The following is a 20,508-nucleotide window of genomic DNA, read 5'->3' on the forward strand; positions in this document are numbered from 1 at the left end:
TCAGGCGATCAGGCGATCAGGCCTCGGACGTCAGGCCGCGGTGCGCTGGAGCCTGGGCAGGTGCAGATCGCGGAAGATCGCGGTCATGCGCAGGGCGAAGACCAAGGAGGCCGACACGACGATGTTGGCGGTGTCCTGGACGCCGGCCCAGTGGAGGCCGAGGTAGGAGAGCGCCCCGGCGAGGGCGGCGGTCGCGTACACCTCTTCGCGCAACAGCAGCGGCGGGAACTCCCCGCAGAGCACGTCGCGGACGACCTCGCCGGTGACGCCCGTCAGGACGGCCAGGATGAGCACGGCGACGGGGGTGACGTGCGCGTCGATGGCGGCGCGGGCGCCGATCACGGTGACCACGGCGAGGCCCACGGCGTCGACGACCATGAGCGCACGCTGCGGGAGCTCCCAGCGGCGCAGGTAGAGCATGGTGGCGACGGCCACGGACCCGATGAGGACGAGCAGGAGCCAGTCGTGCGTCCAGTAGAGCGGGTGCCGGTCGAGGATGAGGTCGCGCAGGGTCCCGCCGGAGATGCTGGCCGCGAAGGCCAGGACGAGCCCGCCGAAGGGGTCCATGTTGGCGCGGTGGGCGGCGAGGACGCCGGAGGCGGCGAAGGCGGCGATGCCGAGGAGGTAGAGGGCGTGCAGCATGGCGCCTCCTTCGAGGGGTGGAGCGGGGGGACCCGTCGAGGCTGCCGGATCCGCCCGGATGCCCGCATCGGCCGTTCGGCCAGAACGGCGGCGCCGGCGCTGCCCCGGACCGGACCGGACCGTCAGACGTCGTCGCCGAGCCGGTCGCGCTGGATGCGGTGCGCGAGGGTGCGGCGTACGGAGGCCGGGGCGTCCGTGGTGGCCCCCGAGGGGACGTCGAGGCCGCGGCTGATCGCGTCGTAGGCCTCCCGGTAGCCGCCGGGCAGCTCCTCCCGGTGCAGCCTCAGGTCCTCCTCGACGAGGCGGCGCAGCTCGTCCACGTCCCGGGGGGTGAAGCGCTTCTTCCCCCGGGCGACGGCATCGACGTGGCGGGCGCAGCGCGCGGTGTCCGGGCAGGCCGCGGCGATCTCCTCGGCCAGGCCCCACAGGCGCCCTTCCAGCCACGGCGCGTCGCCCTGGTCGAGGGAGAGCCCGATCGGCGGGAGCGGCTCCTCCGCCTTGTACTTCGCCACCTGCTTGGACACGGCGGGCTGGCTCATGTCGGTGAGCTGGGCGATCTTGTCCTGGGTCCAGCCGAAGCCGGCGAACACCTTGATCATCTCGGTGCGCAGCTTGCGCATCTCCTCGCCCGCGCGGATGACCTCGTTCATCTCCGCGAGCATCCGCCCGGCCTGCTCCTCCGTCAGCGACTCGGGAATCCGGCGCACACCCTCTTCACCTGTCATAGCTCGGTTATACACCGGAAGCGCGACACGGGGACAGGCTTCATAACCAGGTTGTACAACCGGGTTATGAGTGGCAGGCTGCACCCATGCCCACCTTTTGCGCACCCGATGGAACCCGGCTCGCCTACCGCACGACCGGAGAAGGCGACCCGCTCGTCTGCATCCCCGGAGGACCTACGGACGCCCGCTACCTCGGCGATCTCGGCGGCCTGTCCCGCCACCGCCGGCTGATCCTCCTCGACCTGCGCGGCACCGGCCGCTCGGCCGTTCCCGAGGACACCGCCTCCTACCGCTGTGACCGGCTCGTCGACGACGTGGAGGCGCTGCGCGAGCACCTCGGGCTCGCCCGGATCGATCTGCTCGCCCACTCCGCCGGGGCGAACATCGCTCTGGGGTACGCGGCCCGGTATCCCGACGCCCTCGGCAAGCTCGCCCTGATCGGCCCCGGCACCCGGGCCGTGGGAATCGAGATCACCGGCGGGACGCGGCTCGAACTGGCACGGCTCCGCAAGGACGAGCCCTGGTTCCCGGCCGCGTTCGCCGCCCTGGAGGCCGTCTCCGCGGGCACCGGCAGCGACTGGGACGCCCTCGCCCCCTTCTTCTGCGGCCGCTGGGACGGCGCCGCGCGGGAGCACCACGCCGCCGGCCTGCCGGTCAACCGGGAGGCCGTGGCCCACTTCGGCGCCGACGGCGCCTTCACCCCGCCGGCCACCCGGGCGGCGCTCGCCTCCTTCGCGGCGCCCGTCCTGCTGCTCACCGGGGAGTTCGACCTGAACAGCCCCCCGCGCTCGACGGCCGAGCTGGCGGGACTGTTCCCCGACGCCACGCTCTCGGTGCAGCCCGGAGCGGGCCACTACCCCTGGGTCGACGATGCCGGACGGTTCGCGCGGGCCGTCTCGGCGTTCCTGGGGTAATGGCCCGGGCAGACCCCCTACGGCGCCGGGAGTTCCGCGAAGTCCGCGACCAGGCCCCGGTGGTGGCCGGCCGTACCCAGGGCCAGGGAGTCGGCCTTGGCGCGCTTGAGGTACAGGTGCGCCGGGTGCTCCCAGGTCATGCCGATGCCGCCGTGGAGCTGTACGCACTCCTCCGCGGCCCGGACCGCCACGCCCGAGCAGTAGGCCTGGGCCACCGCCACCGTGAGCGGCGCGTCGGCGGCGCCGGTCGCGAGGGCGTCGGCCGCGGCACGGGCCGCCGCGCGGGCGGAGGCCACGTCGAGCCACAGCCGGGCCAGGCGGTGCTTGACGGCCTGGAAGGAGCCGAGGGGGCGGTTGAACTGGTGGCGGGTGCGCAGGTACGCCACCGTCTCCGTCAGGCACCACTCGGCGGTCCCGAGCTGTTCCGAAGCCAGCAGCCCGGCCCCCGAGAGCAGTGCTCCGGCGATGGCCGCGCGGGCGGTGGCCGGATCGGCGAGCCGGGTTCCGGCGGCTCCGTCGAGGTGGACGGCGGCCAGCGGGCGGGTCAGGTCCAGCGCCACGAGCGGGGTCCGAGAGACCCCGGCCGCGCCGGCCGGGACGGCGTACAGCCCGGTGTCGGCCAGGACCAGCAGCACGTCCGCGCAGACGGCGTCGGCGACGGAGCCGACGCTCCCGCCGAGCGAGCCACCGCCGGAGTCCCGGACCGGTGTCGGCAGGGGGGCGCCCGGGGCCAGGGTCAGGGGCAGTGCGGGCACGCAGACGCGGCGGCCCGCCGCGAGCTCCCGCAGGAGGTCGGCGGCCTCGGCGCTCTCGCAGCCGAGCAGGATCTCCGTCGCCAGGACCGCGCTCGTGAGGTACGGAACGGGCGCGGCGGCCCGGCCGAGCTCCTCGAGGACCACGGCCGCCTCCCGGTGGCCCGCCCCCTGTCCGCCCAGCTTCTCCGGTACGAGGAGTCCCGCCGTGCCGATGTCGGCGGCGAGCACCCGCCACAGTTCGGGGTCGTGGGGCGCGCCCGTCTCGATCCGGGCGAGGACGGCCGCGGGGGCGCAGCGGGCGGCGAGCAGGGACCGTACCGCCGTGCGGAGTTCCTCCTCGGTCTCGGAGTACAGCAGGTCCAGCGGGGCTGCCGCGGGAGAGCTCATCGGGCCAGGTCCTTCCACGCGAGGTCCTTGTCGTCGCGCGGCTCGGCGGGCAGGCCGAGGACGCGTTCGGCGACGATGTTGAGGAGGATTTCGCTGGTGCCGCCCTCGATGCTGTTGCCCTTGGCGCGCAGGTAGCGGTAGCCGGCGTCGCGGCCGGTGAAATCGACGATCTCGGGGCGGCGCAGGGTCCAGTCCTCGTACAACAGGCCTTCCTCGCCGAGGAGTTCCACCTCCAGCCCGCTGATCTCCTGGTTGAGGCGGGCGAAGGTCAGCTTCATGCCCGAGCCCTCGGGGCCGGGCTGGCCCTGGGCGAGCTGCTGGCGCAGCCGCTCCCCGGTCAGCCGGGCGACCTCGGCCTCGACCCACAGCTCCAGCAGTCGCCCGTGCAGGTCGTGCGTCCGCAGCTCCGGCCGCTCGCGCCAGGCGGTGGCGACCGGGGCGATCATTCCGCCCTCGCGCGGGATCCGCATGCCGCCGATGGAGACGCGTTCGTTCATCAGGGTGGTGCGGGCCACGGCCCAGCCCTGGCCCACCTCGCCGAGGCGGTGGGCGTCGGGGATCCGGACGCCGGTGAGGAAGACCTCGTTGAACTCGGCCTCGCCGGTGATCTGGCGCAGCGGACGCACCTCGACTCCGGGCGCGGTCATATCGCACAGGAAGTAGGTGATGCCCTGGTGCTTGGGCAGCGCCGGGTCGGTGCGGGCGATCAGGATGGCCCAGCGGGCGGTGTGGGCGCTGGAGGTCCACACCTTCTGGCCGTCCACCACCCAGTCTCCTCCCTCACCCCCCTCGCGTACCGCACGGGTGCCGAGGGCCGCCAGGTCGGAGCCGGCGCCGGGCTCGCTGAAGAGCTGGCACCACACCTCCTCGCCGAGCCACAGGGGGCGCAGGAAGCGCCGCTTCTGCTCCTCGGTGCCGTACGCGAGGATCGTGGGCGCGGCCATGCCGAGGCCGATGCCGATCCGGCGGGGGTCGTTGTCGGGAGCCCCGGCCGCCTCCAGCTCGGCGTCCACGACGGCCTGCAGCGAGCGGGGCGCGCCGAGGCCGCCGAGGCCTTCGGGGTAGTGCACCCAGGCGAGTCCGGCGTCGAAGCGGGCCCGCAGGAACTCCGCGGGTGCGGTGGTGGCGGGCGGGTGTGCGGAGAGCAACTCCCGTACGCGGACGCGAAGGTGCTCGGCGGTGAGCGCGGCGGCCGTCATCGGGACCCCCCTGCGGGCGAGGCGGGCAGCGTGGCGTCCAGGGCCGGTACGACGACCAGCCGGCCGGTGGTGGTCCCGTCGGCGAGGCGCTGCACCGCGTCCGCGGCTCCGGCGAGCGGTACCCGCTCGCTGACCAGCGGCTTGATGGATCCGTCGGCGGCGAGCCGGGTGAGCTCGGCGTGGCAGGCGGCGATCGCGGCCGGGTCCTTGGCGGCGTACAGGCCCCAGTGGAGGCCGAGGATCGCGTAGTTCTTGACGAGGGCGTGGTTCAGCGCGGGGGCGGGGATGGTGCCGCTCGCGAAGCCGACGACGATGATCCGGCCCTCGAAGGCCACGCACTTGGCCGAGGCGGCGTAGGCCTCGCCGCCGACCGGGTCGTAGACCACGTCGGCCCCGCGTCCGCCGGTGAACTCCTTGACGCGGGCCACCAGTTCCTCACTGGTGCGGTCGATGACGAGGTCGCAGCCGAGCTCCTCGGCGGCGCGCACCTTGGCCTTGCCGCCGACGACCCCGATGACGGTGGCCCCGGCGGCCTTGCCGAGCTGGACGGCGGCGCTGCCGACCCCGCCGGCGGCGGCGTGCACCAGGAGGGTCTCCCCGGCCTGGATCCGGGCCCGGCGGTGCAGACCGAACCAGCCCGTCTGGTAGCCGATGTGCAGCGCGGCCGCCTCGGCGTCGTCGAGGGTGTCCGGGGCGGGGAGCAGGGCGCGCGCGGGGGCGGTGACGTACTCGGCGAAACCGCCGTGCGGCAGGCTCGGGTTGGCGATGACGCGGCGGCCGTCGTCGGTCTCGCCGCAGATCTCGACGCCGGGGGTGAAGGGCAGCGGCGGGCGGATCTGGTACTGGCCGCGCACGAGCAGCGCGTCGGGGAAGTTGACGTTGGCGGCGAGCACCTTGAGCCTCACCTCACCCTCGCCGGGCACCGGTTCGGGAACCTCTTCGAGGCACATGGCCTCGCGGGGCTCGCCGGGGGTGTGTACTCGCCATGCCTGCATCCGGGGCCTCCAGCCGCCGACGGGAACCACGCTCGCGGGCATACTAAGCGGTCGCTTGCATCCTGGGAACCAGTCGGCGCCACCGGGAACGAACCCATCCGGAACGACACGCGCCTCGACGGTGCCCGCCCCCGCCCCACTCGGGCAACATATGGCAGGCGCACGTCATGATCGGATATGACGTGCCACGGGGGCCCCACCATGCGGACGGGGCGAACTTCTTTGGGGGAAGCACCACATGACGAGAAGCATGTCAGCCGCCGCGGTCGCCGCCGCCGTCCTCGCGGGACTGATCACGGCCGCCGGTCCGGCCCCGGCCGCACAGGCCGCGGCCACCGCGTGCGCGCCGGAGGCCGTCCGCCTTCCGAGCCTGCCCGACGGCCCCTGGAGCGACGCCGGCTCCGTCGAAGGCCTCGGGGCCGCAGGCCTCTCGGTCGGCCGGAGCCGGGGCCTGCCCGCGTACTGGACCGCCGACCGCGCGGTGCACGCCGTACCGATGCCCGCCGGATTCCAGAGCGGCACGGTCGCGGACGTCAACGCCAAGGGCCTGATGACCGGCACCTTGGAGCGCACCTCGGACAGCGCGCGGGCCGTCTTCACCTACCGTGCGGGCGACGCGGCGGTCCGGCTGCTGACCGGCACCGCCACCCGCACGGGCGCCGGGGAGGTCAACGACGCCGGCCACGTCGTCGGGATGGACGCCGGCACGGCCAAGGAGTGGGTGAACGGAGCCGTCGTGCGCGAGCTGCCGGTCCCCGCCGACGCGCACGCCGGCACCAGGATCGTTTCGCTGGACGGCATCAACAAGCGCGGGGACGTCCTCGGAACCGCTCAGACGAGGTACGACGACCTGGAGAACGACCGGATCGTCGACTTCACCTTCCCGGTCGTGTGGCCGGCCGGCGGCGGCTACCCGCCGTTCGGCCTCCCCGTCTGGACCGAGACGGACTGGACCGTGGGCACCCAGGCCACCGGCATCGACGACAAGGGCCGCGTCGTCGGGTTCGAGCAGGAGAACCACCGGGACGTACGGCGCCGGACCCCGGCCGTCTGGAAGAAGCCGTACGACGCCCTGCCTTCCAGCCCCGCACTGGTCACCGGCTACGAGAACCTCATCCTCGACGCGATCAGCCCGACCACGAACGTGACGGTCGGCACGGCCGTCACCTCCGTCGAGGGCTACGCGCGCTACGTGCGGGCCGCGTACTGGCCCGGCACGGGCGCCCCGCTGGTGCTGCCGGACCCGGCGGGCGCGAGCTCCGACGTCAACACCGAGGCCCACTCCGTCTCGGACGACGACCGGGTGGGCGGCTCCTTCCGCGACCTGACCGCCGGGACGAGCAGCGCGATGATCTGGACGTGCGCGGGCAAGCAGGCCTACGCCCCGAAGAAGTAGCACGGGAAACCGAACCCGGCACGGGCATGGCGGTCTCGGCGCCCGCACGCTATCGATGGGCCGCATGGAGACCCCCACGCGCGGCCTGCCCGCGCCGCCCCCGCTCGGTTCCGCCGCCCTGCCGCCCGGCACGTTCACCGGCCGGGCGGTGCTCGTGACCGGCGGCGGGACCGGGCTGGGCAAGGCCATCGCCACCGAGTTCGCCCGGCTCGGGGCGGACCTGGTGATCGCCGGCCGCCGGATCGAGCAGTTGAAGTCGGCTCAGGACGAGCTGGCGGCCGTCCCCGGCGCGGGCCGGGTGACGGCCGCCGTCTGCGACATCCGCGACCCCGAGCGGGTCGCCGAGGTCTTCGACGCCGCCGGGGCGGCCTTCGGCGGGGTCCCGGACGTGCTCGTCAACAACGCGGCCGCCAACTTCCCCTCCCCCGCAGAGGATCTGTCCCCCAACGCCTGGCGCGCGGTGGTCGACATCACCCTGACCGGCACCTGGTTCGTGACCCGGGAGTTCGGCCGCCGCCACCTCGCCGCGGGCAGCGCCGGGTCCATCGTGAACATCGGCGCCTCGTACGCCTGGACCGGCGGGCCGGGCTACGCGCACAGCGCCGCCGCCAAGGCCGGGGTGAAGAACCTCGTCGAGACCCTCGCCGTCGAGTGGGGCCCGTACGGCATACAGATCAACGGCCTGGTCCCGGGGCTGTTCCCGCACGCGGACATGACCGAGGACATCCGCGGCGGCCTGGAGCGGGCCGCCCCGGACGACAAGGACACCAGGCAGCCCGCCCTGCGGGTCGGGGCGCCGCGCGAACTGGGCTGGGCGGCCACCTTCCTGGCCTCGCCCTACGCCCGGTACATCACCGGGCACACCCTGGTGGTCGACGGGGCGAACTGGCAGCGGCGCTCGCTGGTCAATCCCGAAGTGGTCACGGTGCGTGACCAGTTGGGGAGGGGGCCGTTCGTCCCCTGACCCAGGAGGCCCGGCGCTCAGGCCCGGCGGTCCGGCCCGTTACGCCATATCGGCGCGATGCGCCATGGCGCGGTCGTGTGGCACCCTGACGCCGTCTACATCCCCTGTCCAGCCCCCGGAGGTGTTGCGGTGAGCACGGTGAGCACGGGCCGCCCGTCGTTGACGGCACGGCGCAGGGAGGCCACGTGGTACGAGATCGCGGAGGCGGCCGCCGACCTGTTCTCCGAGCGGGGGTTCGAGGCCACCACGGTCGACGACATCGCGCGGGCGGCCGGCATCTCGCTGCGCACCTTCTACCGGTACTGCCCGACGAAGGAGGACGCGCTGACCCCGGTCCTGACCGCCGGCGTCTCCACCCTGGTCGAGGAACTCGCCCTGCGCCCCGCGTCGGAGCCCCTCACCGAAGCGGTCCAGGCCGCCTTCACCACCGCCACCGCGGGCACGCGCTACGAGGGGCCGGGCCAGACGGCCCGCCTGATCCAGGTGATGGGCGGCGTCCCCGAGATCCGCATGCGCTGGCTCGCGGCCGCGCGCGCCATGCAGGACCGGCTGGTGCCGGTCCTGGCGGTCCGCACGGGGCGCCCCGCATCCGCCCTGGAGACCCGCGTCCTGGCGGCCGTGCTCATCGACGCCGTCACCGTCGCCCTCGAACACTGGGCCGCCGAAGGCGGCCACGAACCCCTCCCCGCCGTATCGGCGCGCGCGCTCGCCCTCCTGCGCCTGGAGGAGTAGCCGGGGGCCCCGCTGTCAGTGGTCCCGGCCATGATGGCCTGCATGTCCTTCGCTGATCTGACCCTTGACCGGTGGCGCTCGTTCGACCTGCCGCAGGCCCTGCACTTCGCCCGGGAAGCCGCCGCTTCGGTGGACGGCCGGGTGAGCCTGGTCGACACCACCGAACACCTCGGCGGCCCGCTCCACCGCGTACGCGTCGAACGGGACGGGCAGGAGTTCGCCCTGGTACCCGGGGGAACGGCCCGCCTCGGCTTCGACCTGGACGCCTGGGAGCCGACGCCGGAGCAGACCGCCGACTTCGAGCAGAGCCTGGCCGAGGAGTACGGCTACGGTCCCGATCTCAAGTCGCACCTCGCCGAGTTGTTGAGCCCGCCCCGCACCGTCACCCTCGCGACGGTGTTGATGGCCGTGGCCAACGAGCCGCTCGCCGAACCGCCCGCCGGGATGCCCGCGGTGCTCGCGGGGCGCGGACTGCGGCTGCCCGGCGCCGACGAGTGGGAGCACGCCTGCGGGGCCGATGCGCGCACCCTCTTCCGGTGGGGCGACACCTGCCCGATCGCCGAACCGTCCTACGGCGCCGGTACGTTCGCTCCGCGGTGCGAGCCCAACGCCTTCGGGCTGCGCATCGCCCACGACTCGTACGCCGCCGAGATCGGCGCCGATCCGGGCGCCGTGCACGGCGGGGACGGTGGCGAGTCCGTGTGCGGCGGGTACGGGGACCTGTGGGCCTGGCTGACGCTGGCCACGGCGAACCGCAACCCGGCGATGGCCGAGTTCGTGTACGGCCCGGAGGGCGAGTACGCCTGGGAGGCTTTCTCCGTACGGCCGGTGCTCGACCTCCGCTGAAGTCCCGCACTCGGCCTCCGGTGACGTCCCGCGAGCTCAGCCTCCGCTGAAGTGCGGGGGCCGGCGCTGCGCCTTGGCCGCGTACCCCTCGCGGGAGTCCTCGGAGGTGAGGGTGAGGGCCGCCGTCATCGCCACCCGGTCCAGGGCCGCGGGCAGGGCGGCGTCCGCGTAGGAGTCGATCGCGCGCTTGATGCCCTGGACGGCGAGCGGGGCGTTGGCCGCGATCTCCGCCGCGAGCGCCCGGGCGTCCTTGTCCAATTCCTCCACAGGGAGCACCTGTTGGACCAGACCCAGGCGCTCCGCCGTCCCGGCGTCGATGCGGCGGCCGGTCAGCGCCAGGAACTTGGCCCAGCCGGCGCCCGCCTCGCGGGCGATGCGCAGGTCGCCGCCCGCATCCACCGCGACGCCCAACTGGGCCTCGGGCAGGGCGAACACGGCGTCCTGGGCCGCCACCCGGATGTCCGCCATCAGGGCCAGTTCGAAGCCGAAGCCCAGGCAGTAGCCCTGCACCGCGGCCACGACCGGCTGCGGCAACCGGGCCAGGACGGCGAAGCGTTCGTGGACCCAGCGGATGCCCTCGTAGTAGTTGCGGTTGCGCTCCGCCGCCGAGGCCCCGGTGATCGCGCCGCCCGGGGCCGTCACGTCGATGCCCGCGCAGAACGCCCGCCCCTCGGCCCGCAGCAGGACCACCCGCACGGCGGGGTCGAAGCGGATCCGGTCCGCCAGCAGGCCGAGCTGGCGCGTGGACTCCCAGCTCCAGCCGTTGAGCTTCTCCGGCCGGCAGAGGGTGAGTTCCGCGATCCCGTCCGCGACGTCCAGACGGATCCGTTCCTCACCCTCCGCGATCTCCGTGCTCAGGGTGTCGATCACGCGGACACCCTAAGCGTGTCCGCCTAGCGCGGGAAGACCTCGAACGGCACCGCCGGCCGGCCCCCGAACCGGGGGGCCGCCTGCTGGGCGTTGCCCGTCAGGAAGGTGCGTACGTACGTCTCCGGGTCCTCGTCCGTCAGCGCGGCGATGTACGCCTTGTGCTCCATCAGGGATTTCACCGACCGCTCCAGGCCGGGGCCGGCGTCGGCCGCGTGCGTGGGCGTCGTGGTGCCGGACACCGCGACCCAGCGCACCCCGTTCCACGGTTCCAGGCCCTGTTCCGTGAGGAGTTCGGGGAAGATCCAGCGGTTGCCAGCGTCGCCCGCCGCGTCCAGGGTGGCCCGGCCGACCGCCTTGTGGTCGGGGGTGTTCCAGTAGCCGCCGCCCTCGGCCCCGCCCCAGGTGTCGCGGTGGTTCATCGTGATCACCAGCTCGGGGCGGTGGCGCCGGATGGCGGCGGCGATGTCCCGGCGCAGGTCCAGGCTGTACTCCAGGACCCCGTCGCGGTGGTCGAGGAACTCCACCGTGGGGACGCCGACGACGGCCGCGCTCGCGCGCTGCTCCGCTTCGCGCAGCGGGGCGCACGCGGCCGGGTCGATGGTGTCGATGCCGGCCTCGCCGCGCGTGGCGAGCAGGTAGACGACCTCGCGGCCGCCGTCGGTCCAGTCCGCGATGGCCGCGGCGCAGCCGTACTCCAGGTCGTCCGGGTGTGCCACGACGGCCAGCGCACGCTGCCAGTCGGTGGGCATGGGCTCCAAGGGCGCGGGCCCGTGCTGTTGTTCGCTCATGGGTCGCACAATAGGCGAATGGACAGTCAGGAGCCGGTGGTGGCCCTGCTCGACGCCTCCGGGTCGTTCTTCGAGCCCGCGGTCACGGCCTTCCCGGGGGCGGACGCCGCCGCCTGGGAGCGGGCCGCGCTGCTGGATCCGGGCGCGGCCGGGCCGGACGGCTCCTGGCGGCTGGACTTCCGGTGCTTCGCCGGGCCCGGCCGGGTGGCCGCTGGGTGCTGGTCGACGCGGGGGTCGGCCCGGAACGGGGTCCGGCGGCCGGCTGGGCCCCGGTGCCGGGCCGGCTGCCCGCCGCGCTCGGGGAGGCCGGGATCGCCCCGGCCGACGTGGAGGCGGTGGTCCTGACCCACCTGCACGAGGACCACACCGGCTGGACGCAGGACGAGGCCGGGCTGCCGTTCTTCCCCGACGCCCGGTACCTCGTACAGAGCGCGGAAGTGGCCGCCCTGGACCGGGCGGATCCCGTGTGGGACTGGACGGTGGCCCCGCTGCGGGCCGCCGGCCGGCTCCAGGAGGTGGCCGGGGAGCACCGGCTCGCTCCGGGCATCACCCTGCTGCCCACGCCCGGGCACACGCCCGGCCACCAGTCGGTGCTGGTGGAAGGGGCTGCCGGGCCGGGCGGAGCGGTCCCGGGCCGGGGCCGGGACGTGCTGATCACCGGTGACGTCCTGGTCCACGCGGTGCAGCTGGCCGATCCGGCGGTCCCGTACTCCCACGAACGCGACCGGGCCGCCGCCCGCGCCTCGCGCGAGGAACTCCTGGCCCTGGCCGTCCGCCGCCGCGCCCTGCTGGCCACGGCGCACCTGACCCGGGCCTTCGTGGAGCCGCCGGGGCCTTGAGGCGGGCGCGGTCAGGCCTCGCGTACGAGTGCCAGCAACCGGTCCAGGACGCGCGGGCCGCCGGCGCGGACCCCGTCGTGCTCGAACTCGTCCGTCACCCAGGTCCGCAGACCGCGGATCGCCCCGGCGGTGGCCAGGGAGTGCGCGGTGTCCACGTACATGTCGTCGTGGTAGACGGCCGCGGCGACCGGCACCTCGTTCTCGGCGAGCCGCGCCGGGTCGTACAGCGGGGTCCAGCCGGTGCGGGCCGTGAGCAGCTCGGCGGTCTCGCGCAGCGGGGCGAGCGCCGGGTCGCAGTCGAAGTGCCAGGGGTGGATGGTCTCTCCGGTGAAGTACAGCGGCTCCGCCCCCGCGAGGGTCTTCGCGGCATCGAACCGCGGGTGGCCGGAGCGGACCTTCTCGGCGGCCCAGCCGATGGGCGCACCCGGGTCCTGCGCGTAGATCGCCTCGTGCATCAGGGCGTAGAGGGGGTGCCCGGCGAAGGAGAGCTGTCCGTGCACGGCCTCCAAAAAGGCGTCGGAGAGCGCGGGCCCGGCCGGGGTGGGGACGAAGGCGTCCTCCAGCAGGTAGTGCAGCTGGTGGCTGCCGTCCGAGCCGCCCAGGAGCAGGCCGAGGGACTGGAAGGCCTCGGCCGTCAGCAGGTATCCGCCGGGGAGTTCGGCCGGGCGCTCGAGCAGGTGGGCGGCGATGCGGCGGGCGCGCTCCACGTCCATGGGGTAGCGGGCGTAGTGCGCCCGGTTCTTGCGTGCGACCCGGGGGTACGCGGCCTCGTACACCTCGGTGGCGGTGGCGTCGAGGGAGGGCAGCCCGCCGGTGATGAGGGCGGCGGTCAGCCCCTCGGGGGCGGCGCCCAGGTAGTGGGTGACGCAGAAGCCGCCGAAGCTCTGGCCGAGGACCGTCCAGGGCGCTCCGCCGGTGAGCAGCGGGCGGATGGTCTCGGCGTCGCGCACGATGGAGTCGGCGCGGAAGTGGGCGAGGTACTCGGCCTGCTGCGCGGGGCCGCCGCGCAGCGGCAGGGTCTGCCGGTTGGCCGGGGTGGAGCGCCCGGTCCCGCGCTGGTCGAGCAGCAGGACCCGGTACTCGGCGAGGGCCCGCTCCAGCCAGGCCTGCCGACCGACGAACCTGCGGGCGCCGAAGCCGGGTCCGCCCTCCAGGTAGAGCAGCCAGGGCAGGGACTCCGGGTCCTTGCCGGTGGCGACCAGTTCGCGGGCGTACAGCTCGATCCGCTCGCCGTCGGGGCGGGCGTGGTCGAGGGGGACGGCGAAGTGGTGGTCGGTGAGGACGACTCCGGGCTGGCGGTAGCTGCCGGCGGCGGCGTTCTCGTGGGGCACGGGGTTCACGGGAGGTCCCTGGGGTCGGCGCGGTGCGGTGGTGTGCGCGGCAGCCGTCCCGGGGCCGGTGGGTGAGGACGACCGGGGCGGCGGGCCCGACCGAGCTTACGCGAGGCCCCCGGCCGGGGGCGGGGCCCCGGGGCTCCCCTCGGATGGCCCGATGAGCGCTTCGACCCCGTCCAGCATCCGGGCGAGCCCGAACTCGAACAGCGTGCCGAGTTCGAGCTCGAACCGCTCCCCTTCGAAGAGGGTGGACAGGACCGGGAAGGAGCCGGCGGTCTGGATCGATTCCATCCGCGGTTCGTTGGCGGCCAGCCATTCCTCGGGGGTCATGCCGGTGTCCTGCCGGGCCTGCGACTCCAGCTCCACGGCCGCCGCGACGCCCTGGGCGTACCCGAGGAGGGCGAGGTGGGTGTGGAGGATCTGGGCCGGTGTCAGCCCCAGGCCGGTCAGGGCGCCGAGGACCCGCTCGGTGTACCGCATCGCGTGGGGCGAGGCCATCGGCCGGGTGAGCCCGGCCGTGGCTCGCGCCAGCCAGGGATGGCGCTCGCACAGGCCCCACAACCACCGCACCTCCTGCTCCAGCTGCGCACGCCAGCCGGGCGGTCGCGGCCCCGGCGGCTCCGCGCTGAACACCGTCTCCGACATCAGCCGTACGAGTTCGCCCTTGCTCGGAACGTGGCGGTAGAGCGCCATGGTGGAGACGCCGAAGTCGGTGGCGACGCGGCGCATGGACAGTGCGGCGAGCCCTTCGCCGTCGACGAGGGCGATCGCGGTGCGGATGATGCGGTCCCGGGTCAGTCCGTGAGGGGGAGCCGGGGGTCGCTCTCGTCCCGGCTCGGCGACGACGGTGCCGACACCGGGTACGGGCCGCACCAGACCCTCCTGGTTCAGGGTGGCGAGCGCCTTCGTCGCGGTCGCCATGGCGACCCCCCACTCCTGGGTGATCCGCCGGGTGGAAGGGATGCGGGCACCGGGTGCGAGCTCGCCCGAGGTGATCCGCCGACGGATGTCGCCGGCGATGCGGAGGTAGGGCGGTTCCATGGCCATGAGTGCACTGTACTAGTGCACTCCCACAGCGTTCAGGCAGTTCCAAGGCCTGTGTTGGCGGAGTGCACTAGGCATGTGTTTGCGGCGCACACCTTGGTCCCGGTCTCCTGCCGTTCATGGACAACACGCCAAGCCCCCGCGCGGGGCGCAAGGAATGGACCGCCCTCGGGGTCCTGATGCTGCCCCTGCTCCTCGTCTCGATGGACGTCTCGGTCCTGTACTTCGCGATCCCCTACATCAGCCGGGACCTGGAGCCCAGCGCGACGCAGCAGTTGTGGATCCTGGACATGTACGGCTTCGTCCTCGCCGGGCTCCTCGTCACGATGGGCGCCCTCGGTGACCGGATCGGCCGGCGCACGCTGGTGCTCGCGGGAGCGGCGGTCTTCGGAGCGGCCTCGGTCGCGGCCGCGTACGCGTCCTCGGCCGAACTGCTCATCGCCGTGCGCGCGCTGCTGGGGCTGGGCGGCGCCGCCCTGATGCCCTCGACGCTCGCCCTGATCCGCAATCTCTTCCACGACGAGGAACAGCGGGGCAGGGCGGTGACCCTGTGGACCGCCGTCATGACGACGGGCATCTCGCTGGGGCCCGTGGTCAGCGGTCTGCTGCTGGAGCACTTCTGGTGGGGCGCGGTCTTCCTGATCAACCTGCCCGCGATGGTGCTGCTGCTCGTGCTGGTGCCGTTCCTGGTAACGGAGTTCAAGTCGGCGAAGCGCGAGCCCTTCGACCTGCCGAGCGCGGTGCTGTCGCTCGGCGCGGTGCTCCTGGTCATCTACGGCATCAAGGAATGGGCCCGGCACGGGTACGAGCCGCTGCCCACGCTCGCCATCGGCACGGGGCTCGTGTTGGGCTTCGTCTTCGTCTTGCGGCAACAGCACCTCGCGCATCCGATGATCGACCTCGGCCTTCTCGGCCGGCGCAGCTTCGGCGGCCCGGTGTTCGTCAGTCTCCTCGCGATGTTCGCCACGGTCGGGATGGCGGTCTTCCTCACCCAGTACCTGCAGTCGGTCCTCGGCATGAGGCCGTTCAACGCCGCGCTGTGGAGCCTTGTTCCGGCCGCCGGAGTGGCCGTCGCGGCCCCGGTCGGAGCCGTCCTCGCCCAACGCGTCGACCGTGCGTACGTCATGGGCGGCGGTTTCCTCCTCTCCGGGTGCGGCTTCCTCTGGCTGACCCAGGTGCGCACGGACTCGGCGCTCTGGTTCACCCTCGCGGGCGCCTCCCTGTACGTGGGCGGCCTCGTCGCCGCCATGACCCTCGCCAACGAACTCGCCCTCGGCGCGGCCCCGCCGGAGCGGGCCGGATCAGCCGCGGCCGTGGTGGAGTCGGGCCAGGAGCTCGGCGGAGCATTGGGCATGGCGATCCTCGGATCCGTCGGGGCGGCGGTCTACAGCCGGGACATGGCGGGGGCGCTGCCCGCCGGCGTGCCGCAGGCCGAAGCCGTACGCGAAACGCTCGGCGGCGCTGTGGCCGCCGCATCCCAGCTGCCCGGAGGGGCCGCGGATGCCGTACTGACGGCCGCGCGCGACGCCTTCACGCACGGGATGAGCTTCGCGGCCGTGGGCGCGGCCGTCACCATGACCGGCGCCGCCTTCTTCTCGTTCACCTGGCTGAGGGGCGTGGGCACGGCGGGACGCCCGGCACCCTCACCTGCCGCCCCGCCGTCCGCCACCCGCACACCCTGACGGCCGGCCTCAGCGGGCGTCGCGCCACCAGTAGCGCCCGACGACGAGCTCCTCCAGCGAGCGGAGCCGGTCCGCCGCCATGCGCGCGTGGACCTCGGGGCGTTCCAGTACGACACGGAGATCGGCCGCGAGGTGGGTCGCTTCGCGGACCTCGCAGCCTGCCCGAAGGGTGTCCGGAGGGGTTCCCGTCGCACGGGCGACGACGTCGAGGAGGGTCTCCATGTGCGGTCCGCTGAACCGGATCAGGAAGAACCAGTCGTCGACGGGGTCCCCGAAGCGGGCCCATTCGAAGTCCAGCAGGGCCGTCACGTTCCCGGCGTGCGCGAGCCAGTTGTCCCAGTGGCAGTCCGCGTGGACGGGGACGGCCGTACGGGCGTGCGGGGGCGCGTCCCGCGCGATCGCCCTCAGCCCGTCGAGCAGGTGGGTAGGTACGGTTCCGTGGCGGTCGCGCTCGGCGAGGCCCTCGATCTCGGCGAGGAACGCGGCCCGACCGGTGAACCCTCCGTGGTCGAGGGTTTCCCGCAGCGTCCGGTCGGCCTCGCCCTGGGGCACCCAGGCGTGGAGCCGGCCGAGCCGTTCGACCGCCTGCTCGGCCAACGCGCGCGCGGTCGCCCCGTCCACGCCCGGCATGCCCATGCTGGGAGCCGTCCCCGGCACGCGGGCGTAGCAGGCAAAGCGGACGTCGCCCGTCTCCAGCCGGTGGGTCCCGCTGTCGAGCAGCGGGGCCGTGAGCCCGGCGGGCAGGTGGGGCGCGAGCGCGATCTCCCGGTTCAGCCGCGTGTGGGAGGCCGCATCGATGATCTTGACGACCACGTCCGGGCCCCCGTACACGTGGTGGGAGCCGCTCGCGGCGGTGGCCATGGGGCCGGGATCGCGCCCCAGGGCCGCCGCCGCGATCGCACGGGCGGCGGCGCGGGCCCGCCCCGGGTCGGCCATCGGCGCGCGGGCGGTCAGCGGCCCTTCGGTGGTCACAGGTCCCTCGGCCGTCATAGGCCCCTCGGTCGTCACAGGTCCCTCGGTGGCCACCGGGCCGCCGGCGGTCACAGGGCCGTGGGTGGTCACAGGGCCGTGCGCGCTCAGAACTCGACCACCGAACGGAGGACCTCGCCGCGTTCCATGCGGGCGAAGGCCGCCTCGACCCCGTCCAGTGCGATCCGCTCGGAGACGAACGCGTCGAGGTCGAGCCTGCCTTGCAGGTAGAGGTCGATGAGCAGCGGGAAGTCCCGCTCGGGCAGGCAGTCCCCGTACCAGGAGGACTTCAGGGCGCCGCCGCGTCCGAAGACGTCCAGCAGCGGGAGTTCGAGCCGCATCTCCGGCGTCGGGACGCCGACCAGCACCACCGTGCCGGCCAGGTCGCGTGCGTAGAACGCCTGCTTGTACGTCTCGGGGCGGCCGACGGCCTCGATGACCACGTCGGCCCCGTTGCCGCCGGTCAGTTCCTGGATGGCCTTGACCACGTCCTGCGTACCGCCGTTGACGGTGTGCGTGGCGCCGAGTCCCCGCGCCCACTCCAGCTTCCGGTCGTCCAGGTCCACGGCGATGATGCGGGAGGCTCCGGCCAGCCTGGCCCCGGCGACGGCGGCGTTGCCCACTCCCCCGCAGCCGATGACGGCCACGGAGTCGCCTCGGCCGACGTTGCCGGTGTTCAGGGCGGCGCCCAGGCCGGCCATCGCCCCGCAGCCGAGCAGCCCGGCGGCGGCCGGCGAGGCGGCCGGGTCCACCTTGGTGCACTGGCCTGCGGCCACCAGGGTCTTCTCGGCGAAGGCACCGATACCGAGGGCCGGGGAGAGCGGGGTGCCGTCCTCCAGGGTCATGGGCTGGGTGGCGTTGTGCGTGTTGAAGCAGTACCAGGGGCGGCCTCGCTTGCAGGCCCGGCAGTCGCCGCACACCGCGCGCCAGTTGAGGACGACGAAGTCGCCGGGGGCGACGGAGGTGACGTCCGGGCCGACCGATTCGACGACCCCGGCGGCCTCGTGGCCGAGCAGGAAGGGGAACTCGTCGTTGATGCCGCCCTCCCGGTAGTGCAGGTCGGTGTGGCAGACCCCGCAGGCCTGGACCCGTACGAGCGCCTCGCCGGGGCCCGGATCGGGCACGAGGATCGTCGTCGTCTCCACCGGTGCGCCCTTGCTCCGGGCGATGACCCCTCGTACGCGATGCGTCACGTGCTACCCCGATCTCGATCATGGCTTCTTCGACTGAACCCGGAGGTCCCGCGAGGGTTCCGCGAGGTTTCCGCCGGTCCCGCCAACGTACACGCGCAGTCCCTTGTGCGGGAGTTGCCCCGCGTCCCAGCGCGGTGCGCCGGGCGCCGTGGCGTGCGGTCCGGTGGGCTGCGTGCCGGCCAGGGCGGGGCGGCCCGACCCGACCCGGCCCGGCCCGGCCCGGCCCGGCCCCGGCACGAAAATCCCGTGCGGGGCCGGTGCGGCCGCTGGTCCACTACGCGCATGGACAACGCCCCGAACGCCGAAACCCCGCCCCGCGACCCCTGGCTCGCGTACTTCGCCGACCGCGGGCACACGGGTGTCCGCCGGATCGGCGCCGGTTCCGAGGGCGTCGTCTACGGGCTGGGCGGGGGCCGGGCCGCCAAGGTGTGGAGCGGTCGGCCGCCGGCCGGGCTCGAGCTCAGTCGTCAGGTGTACGCGGACATGGCGCGGCATCAGCTGCCCTTCGACACCCCGGAGATCTTCGACGTAGAGGACCACGAGGGCGTCCTGGTGACGTACGAGCGCGAGCTGCCCGGAGCCCCGATGAGGGTCGACTCCGCACACGCCGACTACGAGCGCGAGCTGCCCGCGAAGCAGAGCGAGACGCTGCTCTCCGTTCTGCGCGGTCTGGCCTCCGTTCCCGGCACCGAGGCCATGCGCCGGCTGACCGTCCAGGGTGACGACCGTCCGCTGTGGCGGGATCACGACTCCTTCCGCGACGCCCTCGCGGCCCTGGTCCAGCGGGCCGCGGCCCGGCACGGCGACGCCCTGGCCGCTTGCGTACCGGACTTCGGGGCGGGAGTGGAACGGACGCACGAGGCACTGCGCTCGCTCCCCGACGCGCCGGTGACCGCGATCCACGGCGACCTCGTACCGCCCGACATCCACACCGACGCGGCCGGCCGGCCCGTCGCCGTGCTCGACTTCGGCTTCTGCACCACCGCGGGCGACCCGGCCTTCGAGGCCGCGGTGACCGCTGCCGTCTGGGACATGTACGGGCCGTATGCCGAGGAGCACACCACGGAGCTCTCCCGGCTCTTCGCCCACGAGCTCGGCTACCCGCCGGCGACCCTCACCACCTATCAGGCGGCGTACGCCCTCGTGACCTACGACCTCTTCGGCCTGGACGAACGCGACGGCCACTTCCGGTGGTGCGCGCAGCAGCTGCGCCGCAACGCCGTGTTCGGTGGTGCGGCCTAGACCTGCTGCCGACCGGACAGTTCGAGCGGCAGCGCCGCCCGCAGGGCCGCGCCGAAGGCGGCCACGGCGGGGTGGGCGGCGGCGCCGCTGCGGAAGGCCACGTGGGTGCGGCGCTCCACGGCGAGACGGGTGAGCGCGACGGCCGGATCCGCGGGCCCGGTGATCCCGAGCTGCGGCACCACGGCCACCCCCTGGCCGGCCGCGACCAGGGCGAGCACGGTGGCGAACTCGTCCACCTGGTGGCGGATCCTCGGCACGAACCCGGCGTCCTCGCAGGCCCGTACGGTCATGGCGTGGCAGAGGGTGCCGGGTGTGGCGGTGATCCAGGGTGCGTCGGCATGCGTACGGAGCAACGCGCGCTGCCCGGCTCCGCCCGCCCCGGCGATCCCGGCCGGATCCCCCGTGCGCCCGGAGCCCCCGGGCGCCCGCTCCGGCGCCGCCAGGTACATCGCCTCGCGGTAGAGGGGTTCCGTGGCCAGCCCGGGCTCCTGCGGCGCGGGGAGGAAGTCGTAGGCGTGGATCAGCGCCACGTCCAGGTCTCCGGCGCGCAGCCCGTCCGCCACCGCCGCCGGGTCGGTCTCGGCCACCATCGGCTCCAGCCCCGGGTGCCGGCGGGCCAGCTCGGCGAGGGCCGCCGGGACGACGGCCCTGGTCGCGGTGGGGAAGGAGCCGATCCGCAGCGCTCCGGCCAGTCCGCCGCGGGCCTCCGCGAGCTCGGCGTCGGCCCGCTCCAGCAGCTCCAGCACCGCGTCGGCGTGCCGGACCAGGTTCTGACCGGCGGCCGTGAGCCGGACCCCGCGGCCGGTGCGTTCCAGCAGGGGCAGACCGGACTCGCGTTCGAGGACCGAGAGCTGCTGGGACACCGCCGAAGGGCTGAAGGAGAGCACCTCGGCCACCGCGGCGATGGTCCCCCGGTGGGCGAGTTCGCGCAGGAGGCGCAGGCGTCGTACATCGAGCATCGGATCAGCTTACGGTTCGGATAAGAAACGCGA

At 74.1% G+C, this 20,508-nt stretch carries 20 protein-coding genes; 8 read left to right on the forward strand and 12 right to left on the reverse strand.

Annotation, left to right across the window (positions count from 1 at the left end):
• Window positions 1-30: 30 nt before the first annotated feature.
• Both OG435_RS37410 and OG435_RS37415 read right to left on the reverse strand, forming a co-directional pair.
• Entirely contained in the window at window positions 31-642 is a 612-nt protein-coding gene (locus tag OG435_RS37410; protein ID WP_266883980.1) for a trimeric intracellular cation channel family protein, read from the reverse strand.
• 122 nt (window positions 643-764) lie between these two features.
• Window positions 765-1,367 (reverse strand): sigma-70 family RNA polymerase sigma factor, encoded by a 603-nt coding sequence (locus OG435_RS37415; protein ID WP_266883982.1) that lies wholly within the window; start codon window positions 1,365-1,367, stop codon window positions 765-767.
• An 86-nt stretch (window positions 1,368-1,453) separates the two neighbouring features.
• Between OG435_RS37415 and OG435_RS37420 the strand changes: the two genes are divergently transcribed.
• On the forward strand, window positions 1,454-2,281 hold the full coding sequence (locus tag OG435_RS37420) for an alpha/beta fold hydrolase (protein WP_266883984.1): 828 nt from the start codon (window positions 1,454-1,456) through the stop codon (window positions 2,279-2,281).
• Between the two features lie 17 nt (window positions 2,282-2,298).
• Here OG435_RS37420 and OG435_RS37425 read toward each other — a convergent pair whose 3' ends face one another.
• From OG435_RS37425 to OG435_RS37435, 3 genes are read right to left on the reverse strand one after another with little or no spacing between them, the layout of a single operon-like run.
• Window positions 2,299-3,423, reverse strand: a complete 1,125-nt coding sequence (locus OG435_RS37425) for an acyl-CoA dehydrogenase family protein (RefSeq protein ID WP_266883986.1) — start codon at window positions 3,421-3,423, stop codon at window positions 2,299-2,301.
• Entirely contained in the window at window positions 3,420-4,622 is a 1,203-nt protein-coding gene (locus tag OG435_RS37430; RefSeq protein ID WP_266883988.1) for an acyl-CoA dehydrogenase family protein, read from the reverse strand. The genes OG435_RS37425 and OG435_RS37430 overlap by 4 nt, the downstream gene beginning before the upstream one ends.
• Window positions 4,619-5,617 (reverse strand): NADPH:quinone oxidoreductase family protein, encoded by a 999-nt coding sequence (locus OG435_RS37435; RefSeq protein WP_266883990.1) that lies wholly within the window; start codon window positions 5,615-5,617, stop codon window positions 4,619-4,621. Before OG435_RS37435 ends, OG435_RS37430 begins: the two co-directional genes overlap by 4 nt.
• Before the next feature lie 238 nt (window positions 5,618-5,855).
• Here OG435_RS37435 and OG435_RS37440 point away from each other — a divergent pair, with 238 nt between their 5' ends.
• The 4 genes from OG435_RS37440 (at window position 5,856) to OG435_RS37455 (ending at window position 9,555) form a co-directional block, all read left to right on the forward strand.
• Window positions 5,856-7,013, forward strand: coding sequence for a hypothetical protein (locus tag OG435_RS37440; RefSeq protein ID WP_266883992.1), 1,158 nt, complete (start codon window positions 5,856-5,858; stop codon window positions 7,011-7,013).
• 64 nt (window positions 7,014-7,077) lie between these two features.
• Window positions 7,078-7,977 (forward strand): SDR family oxidoreductase, encoded by a 900-nt coding sequence (locus OG435_RS37445; protein WP_266883994.1) that lies wholly within the window; start codon window positions 7,078-7,080, stop codon window positions 7,975-7,977.
• Window positions 7,978-8,106: 129 nt separating this feature from the next.
• On the forward strand, window positions 8,107-8,709 hold the full coding sequence (locus OG435_RS37450; RefSeq protein ID WP_266883996.1) for a TetR family transcriptional regulator: 603 nt from the start codon (window positions 8,107-8,109) through the stop codon (window positions 8,707-8,709).
• 42 nt (window positions 8,710-8,751) lie between these two features.
• Complete coding sequence (locus OG435_RS37455) at window positions 8,752-9,555, forward strand: hypothetical protein (protein ID WP_266883998.1); 804 nt, start codon at window positions 8,752-8,754, stop codon at window positions 9,553-9,555.
• A gap of 36 nt (window positions 9,556-9,591) precedes the next feature.
• Here the strand turns inward: OG435_RS37455 and OG435_RS37460 are convergent, their stop codons facing one another.
• Window positions 9,592-10,425 carry an enoyl-CoA hydratase/isomerase family protein gene (locus OG435_RS37460; RefSeq protein WP_266884000.1) on the reverse strand — a complete coding sequence of 278 codons (834 nt, stop codon included), beginning with the start codon at window positions 10,423-10,425 and terminating at the stop codon, window positions 9,592-9,594.
• Between the two features lie 23 nt (window positions 10,426-10,448).
• A complete protein-coding gene (locus tag OG435_RS37465) occupies window positions 10,449-11,213 on the reverse strand; it encodes a PIG-L deacetylase family protein (RefSeq protein ID WP_266884002.1) in 765 nt (254 codons plus the stop codon).
• Window positions 11,214-11,395: 182 nt separating this feature from the next.
• Here OG435_RS37465 and OG435_RS37470 point away from each other — a divergent pair, with 182 nt between their 5' ends.
• Window positions 11,396-12,052 (forward strand): MBL fold metallo-hydrolase, encoded by a 657-nt coding sequence (locus OG435_RS37470; protein WP_266884004.1) that lies wholly within the window; start codon window positions 11,396-11,398, stop codon window positions 12,050-12,052.
• An 11-nt stretch (window positions 12,053-12,063) separates the two neighbouring features.
• Here OG435_RS37470 and OG435_RS37475 read toward each other — a convergent pair whose 3' ends face one another.
• Together OG435_RS37475 and OG435_RS37480 are read right to left on the reverse strand one after the other, a co-directional pair.
• The gene (locus OG435_RS37475) at window positions 12,064-13,392 is read right to left on the reverse strand and encodes an alpha/beta fold hydrolase (RefSeq protein WP_266884006.1); all 1,329 of its coding nucleotides are present in this window, start codon (window positions 13,390-13,392) and stop codon (window positions 12,064-12,066) included.
• Window positions 13,393-13,488: 96 nt separating this feature from the next.
• Window positions 13,489-14,433, reverse strand: a complete 945-nt coding sequence (locus OG435_RS37480) for a TetR/AcrR family transcriptional regulator C-terminal domain-containing protein (RefSeq protein WP_266884008.1) — start codon at window positions 14,431-14,433, stop codon at window positions 13,489-13,491.
• A gap of 116 nt (window positions 14,434-14,549) precedes the next feature.
• On the opposite strand from OG435_RS37480, the gene OG435_RS37485 reads away from it, so the two are divergent.
• On the forward strand, window positions 14,550-16,112 hold the full coding sequence (locus OG435_RS37485) for an MFS transporter (RefSeq protein ID WP_266884010.1): 1,563 nt from the start codon (window positions 14,550-14,552) through the stop codon (window positions 16,110-16,112).
• Window positions 16,113-16,121: 9 nt separating this feature from the next.
• Here the strand turns inward: OG435_RS37485 and OG435_RS37490 are convergent, their stop codons facing one another.
• Window positions 16,122-17,084, reverse strand: coding sequence for a phosphotransferase family protein (locus OG435_RS37490; protein ID WP_266884012.1), 963 nt, complete (start codon window positions 17,082-17,084; stop codon window positions 16,122-16,124).
• Between the two features lie 104 nt (window positions 17,085-17,188).
• Window positions 17,189-18,274, reverse strand: coding sequence for an S-(hydroxymethyl)mycothiol dehydrogenase (locus OG435_RS37495; protein WP_266884014.1), 1,086 nt, complete (start codon window positions 18,272-18,274; stop codon window positions 17,189-17,191).
• Window positions 18,275-18,556: 282 nt separating this feature from the next.
• On the opposite strand from OG435_RS37495, the gene OG435_RS37500 reads away from it, so the two are divergent.
• Window positions 18,557-19,516, forward strand: a complete 960-nt coding sequence (locus tag OG435_RS37500) for an aminoglycoside phosphotransferase family protein (protein WP_266884016.1) — start codon at window positions 18,557-18,559, stop codon at window positions 19,514-19,516.
• On the opposite strand, the gene OG435_RS37505 is transcribed toward OG435_RS37500, so the two are convergent.
• Window positions 19,513-20,475, reverse strand: coding sequence for a LysR family transcriptional regulator (locus OG435_RS37505; protein WP_266884018.1), 963 nt, complete (start codon window positions 20,473-20,475; stop codon window positions 19,513-19,515). The two genes, OG435_RS37500 and OG435_RS37505, sit on opposite strands and share 4 nt — an antisense overlap.
• Window positions 20,476-20,508 lie beyond the last annotated feature (33 nt).

This window comes from Streptomyces sp. NBC_01264, from assembly GCF_026340675.1.
Taxonomy (GTDB): domain Bacteria; phylum Actinomycetota; class Actinomycetes; order Streptomycetales; family Streptomycetaceae; genus Streptomyces.

Coding starts and splice junctions, on each gene's coding strand:
- OG435_RS37505 (WP_266884018.1), bottom strand. CDS start 20,475: ATGCTCGATGTACGACGCCTGCGCCTCCTGCGCGAACTCGCCCACCGG.
- OG435_RS37465 (WP_266884002.1), bottom strand. CDS start 11,213: ATGAGCGAACAACAGCACGGGCCCGCGCCCTTGGAGCCCATGCCCACC.
- OG435_RS37415 (WP_266883982.1), bottom strand. CDS start 1,367: ATGACAGGTGAAGAGGGTGTGCGCCGGATTCCCGAGTCGCTGACGGAG.
- OG435_RS37440 (WP_266883992.1), top strand. CDS start 5,856: ATGACGAGAAGCATGTCAGCCGCCGCGGTCGCCGCCGCCGTCCTCGCG.
- OG435_RS37480 (WP_266884008.1), bottom strand. CDS start 14,433: ATGGCCATGGAACCGCCCTACCTCCGCATCGCCGGCGACATCCGTCGG.
- OG435_RS37425 (WP_266883986.1), bottom strand. CDS start 3,423: ATGAGCTCTCCCGCGGCAGCCCCGCTGGACCTGCTGTACTCCGAGACC.
- OG435_RS37410 (WP_266883980.1), bottom strand. CDS start 642: ATGCTGCACGCCCTCTACCTCCTCGGCATCGCCGCCTTCGCCGCCTCC.
- OG435_RS37500 (WP_266884016.1), top strand. CDS start 18,557: ATGGACAACGCCCCGAACGCCGAAACCCCGCCCCGCGACCCCTGGCTC.
- OG435_RS37435 (WP_266883990.1), bottom strand. CDS start 5,617: ATGCAGGCATGGCGAGTACACACCCCCGGCGAGCCCCGCGAGGCCATG.
- OG435_RS37430 (WP_266883988.1), bottom strand. CDS start 4,622: ATGACGGCCGCCGCGCTCACCGCCGAGCACCTTCGCGTCCGCGTACGG.
- OG435_RS37485 (WP_266884010.1), top strand. CDS start 14,550: ATGGACAACACGCCAAGCCCCCGCGCGGGGCGCAAGGAATGGACCGCC.
- OG435_RS37455 (WP_266883998.1), top strand. CDS start 8,752: ATGTCCTTCGCTGATCTGACCCTTGACCGGTGGCGCTCGTTCGACCTG.
- OG435_RS37445 (WP_266883994.1), top strand. CDS start 7,078: ATGGAGACCCCCACGCGCGGCCTGCCCGCGCCGCCCCCGCTCGGTTCC.
- OG435_RS37420 (WP_266883984.1), top strand. CDS start 1,454: ATGCCCACCTTTTGCGCACCCGATGGAACCCGGCTCGCCTACCGCACG.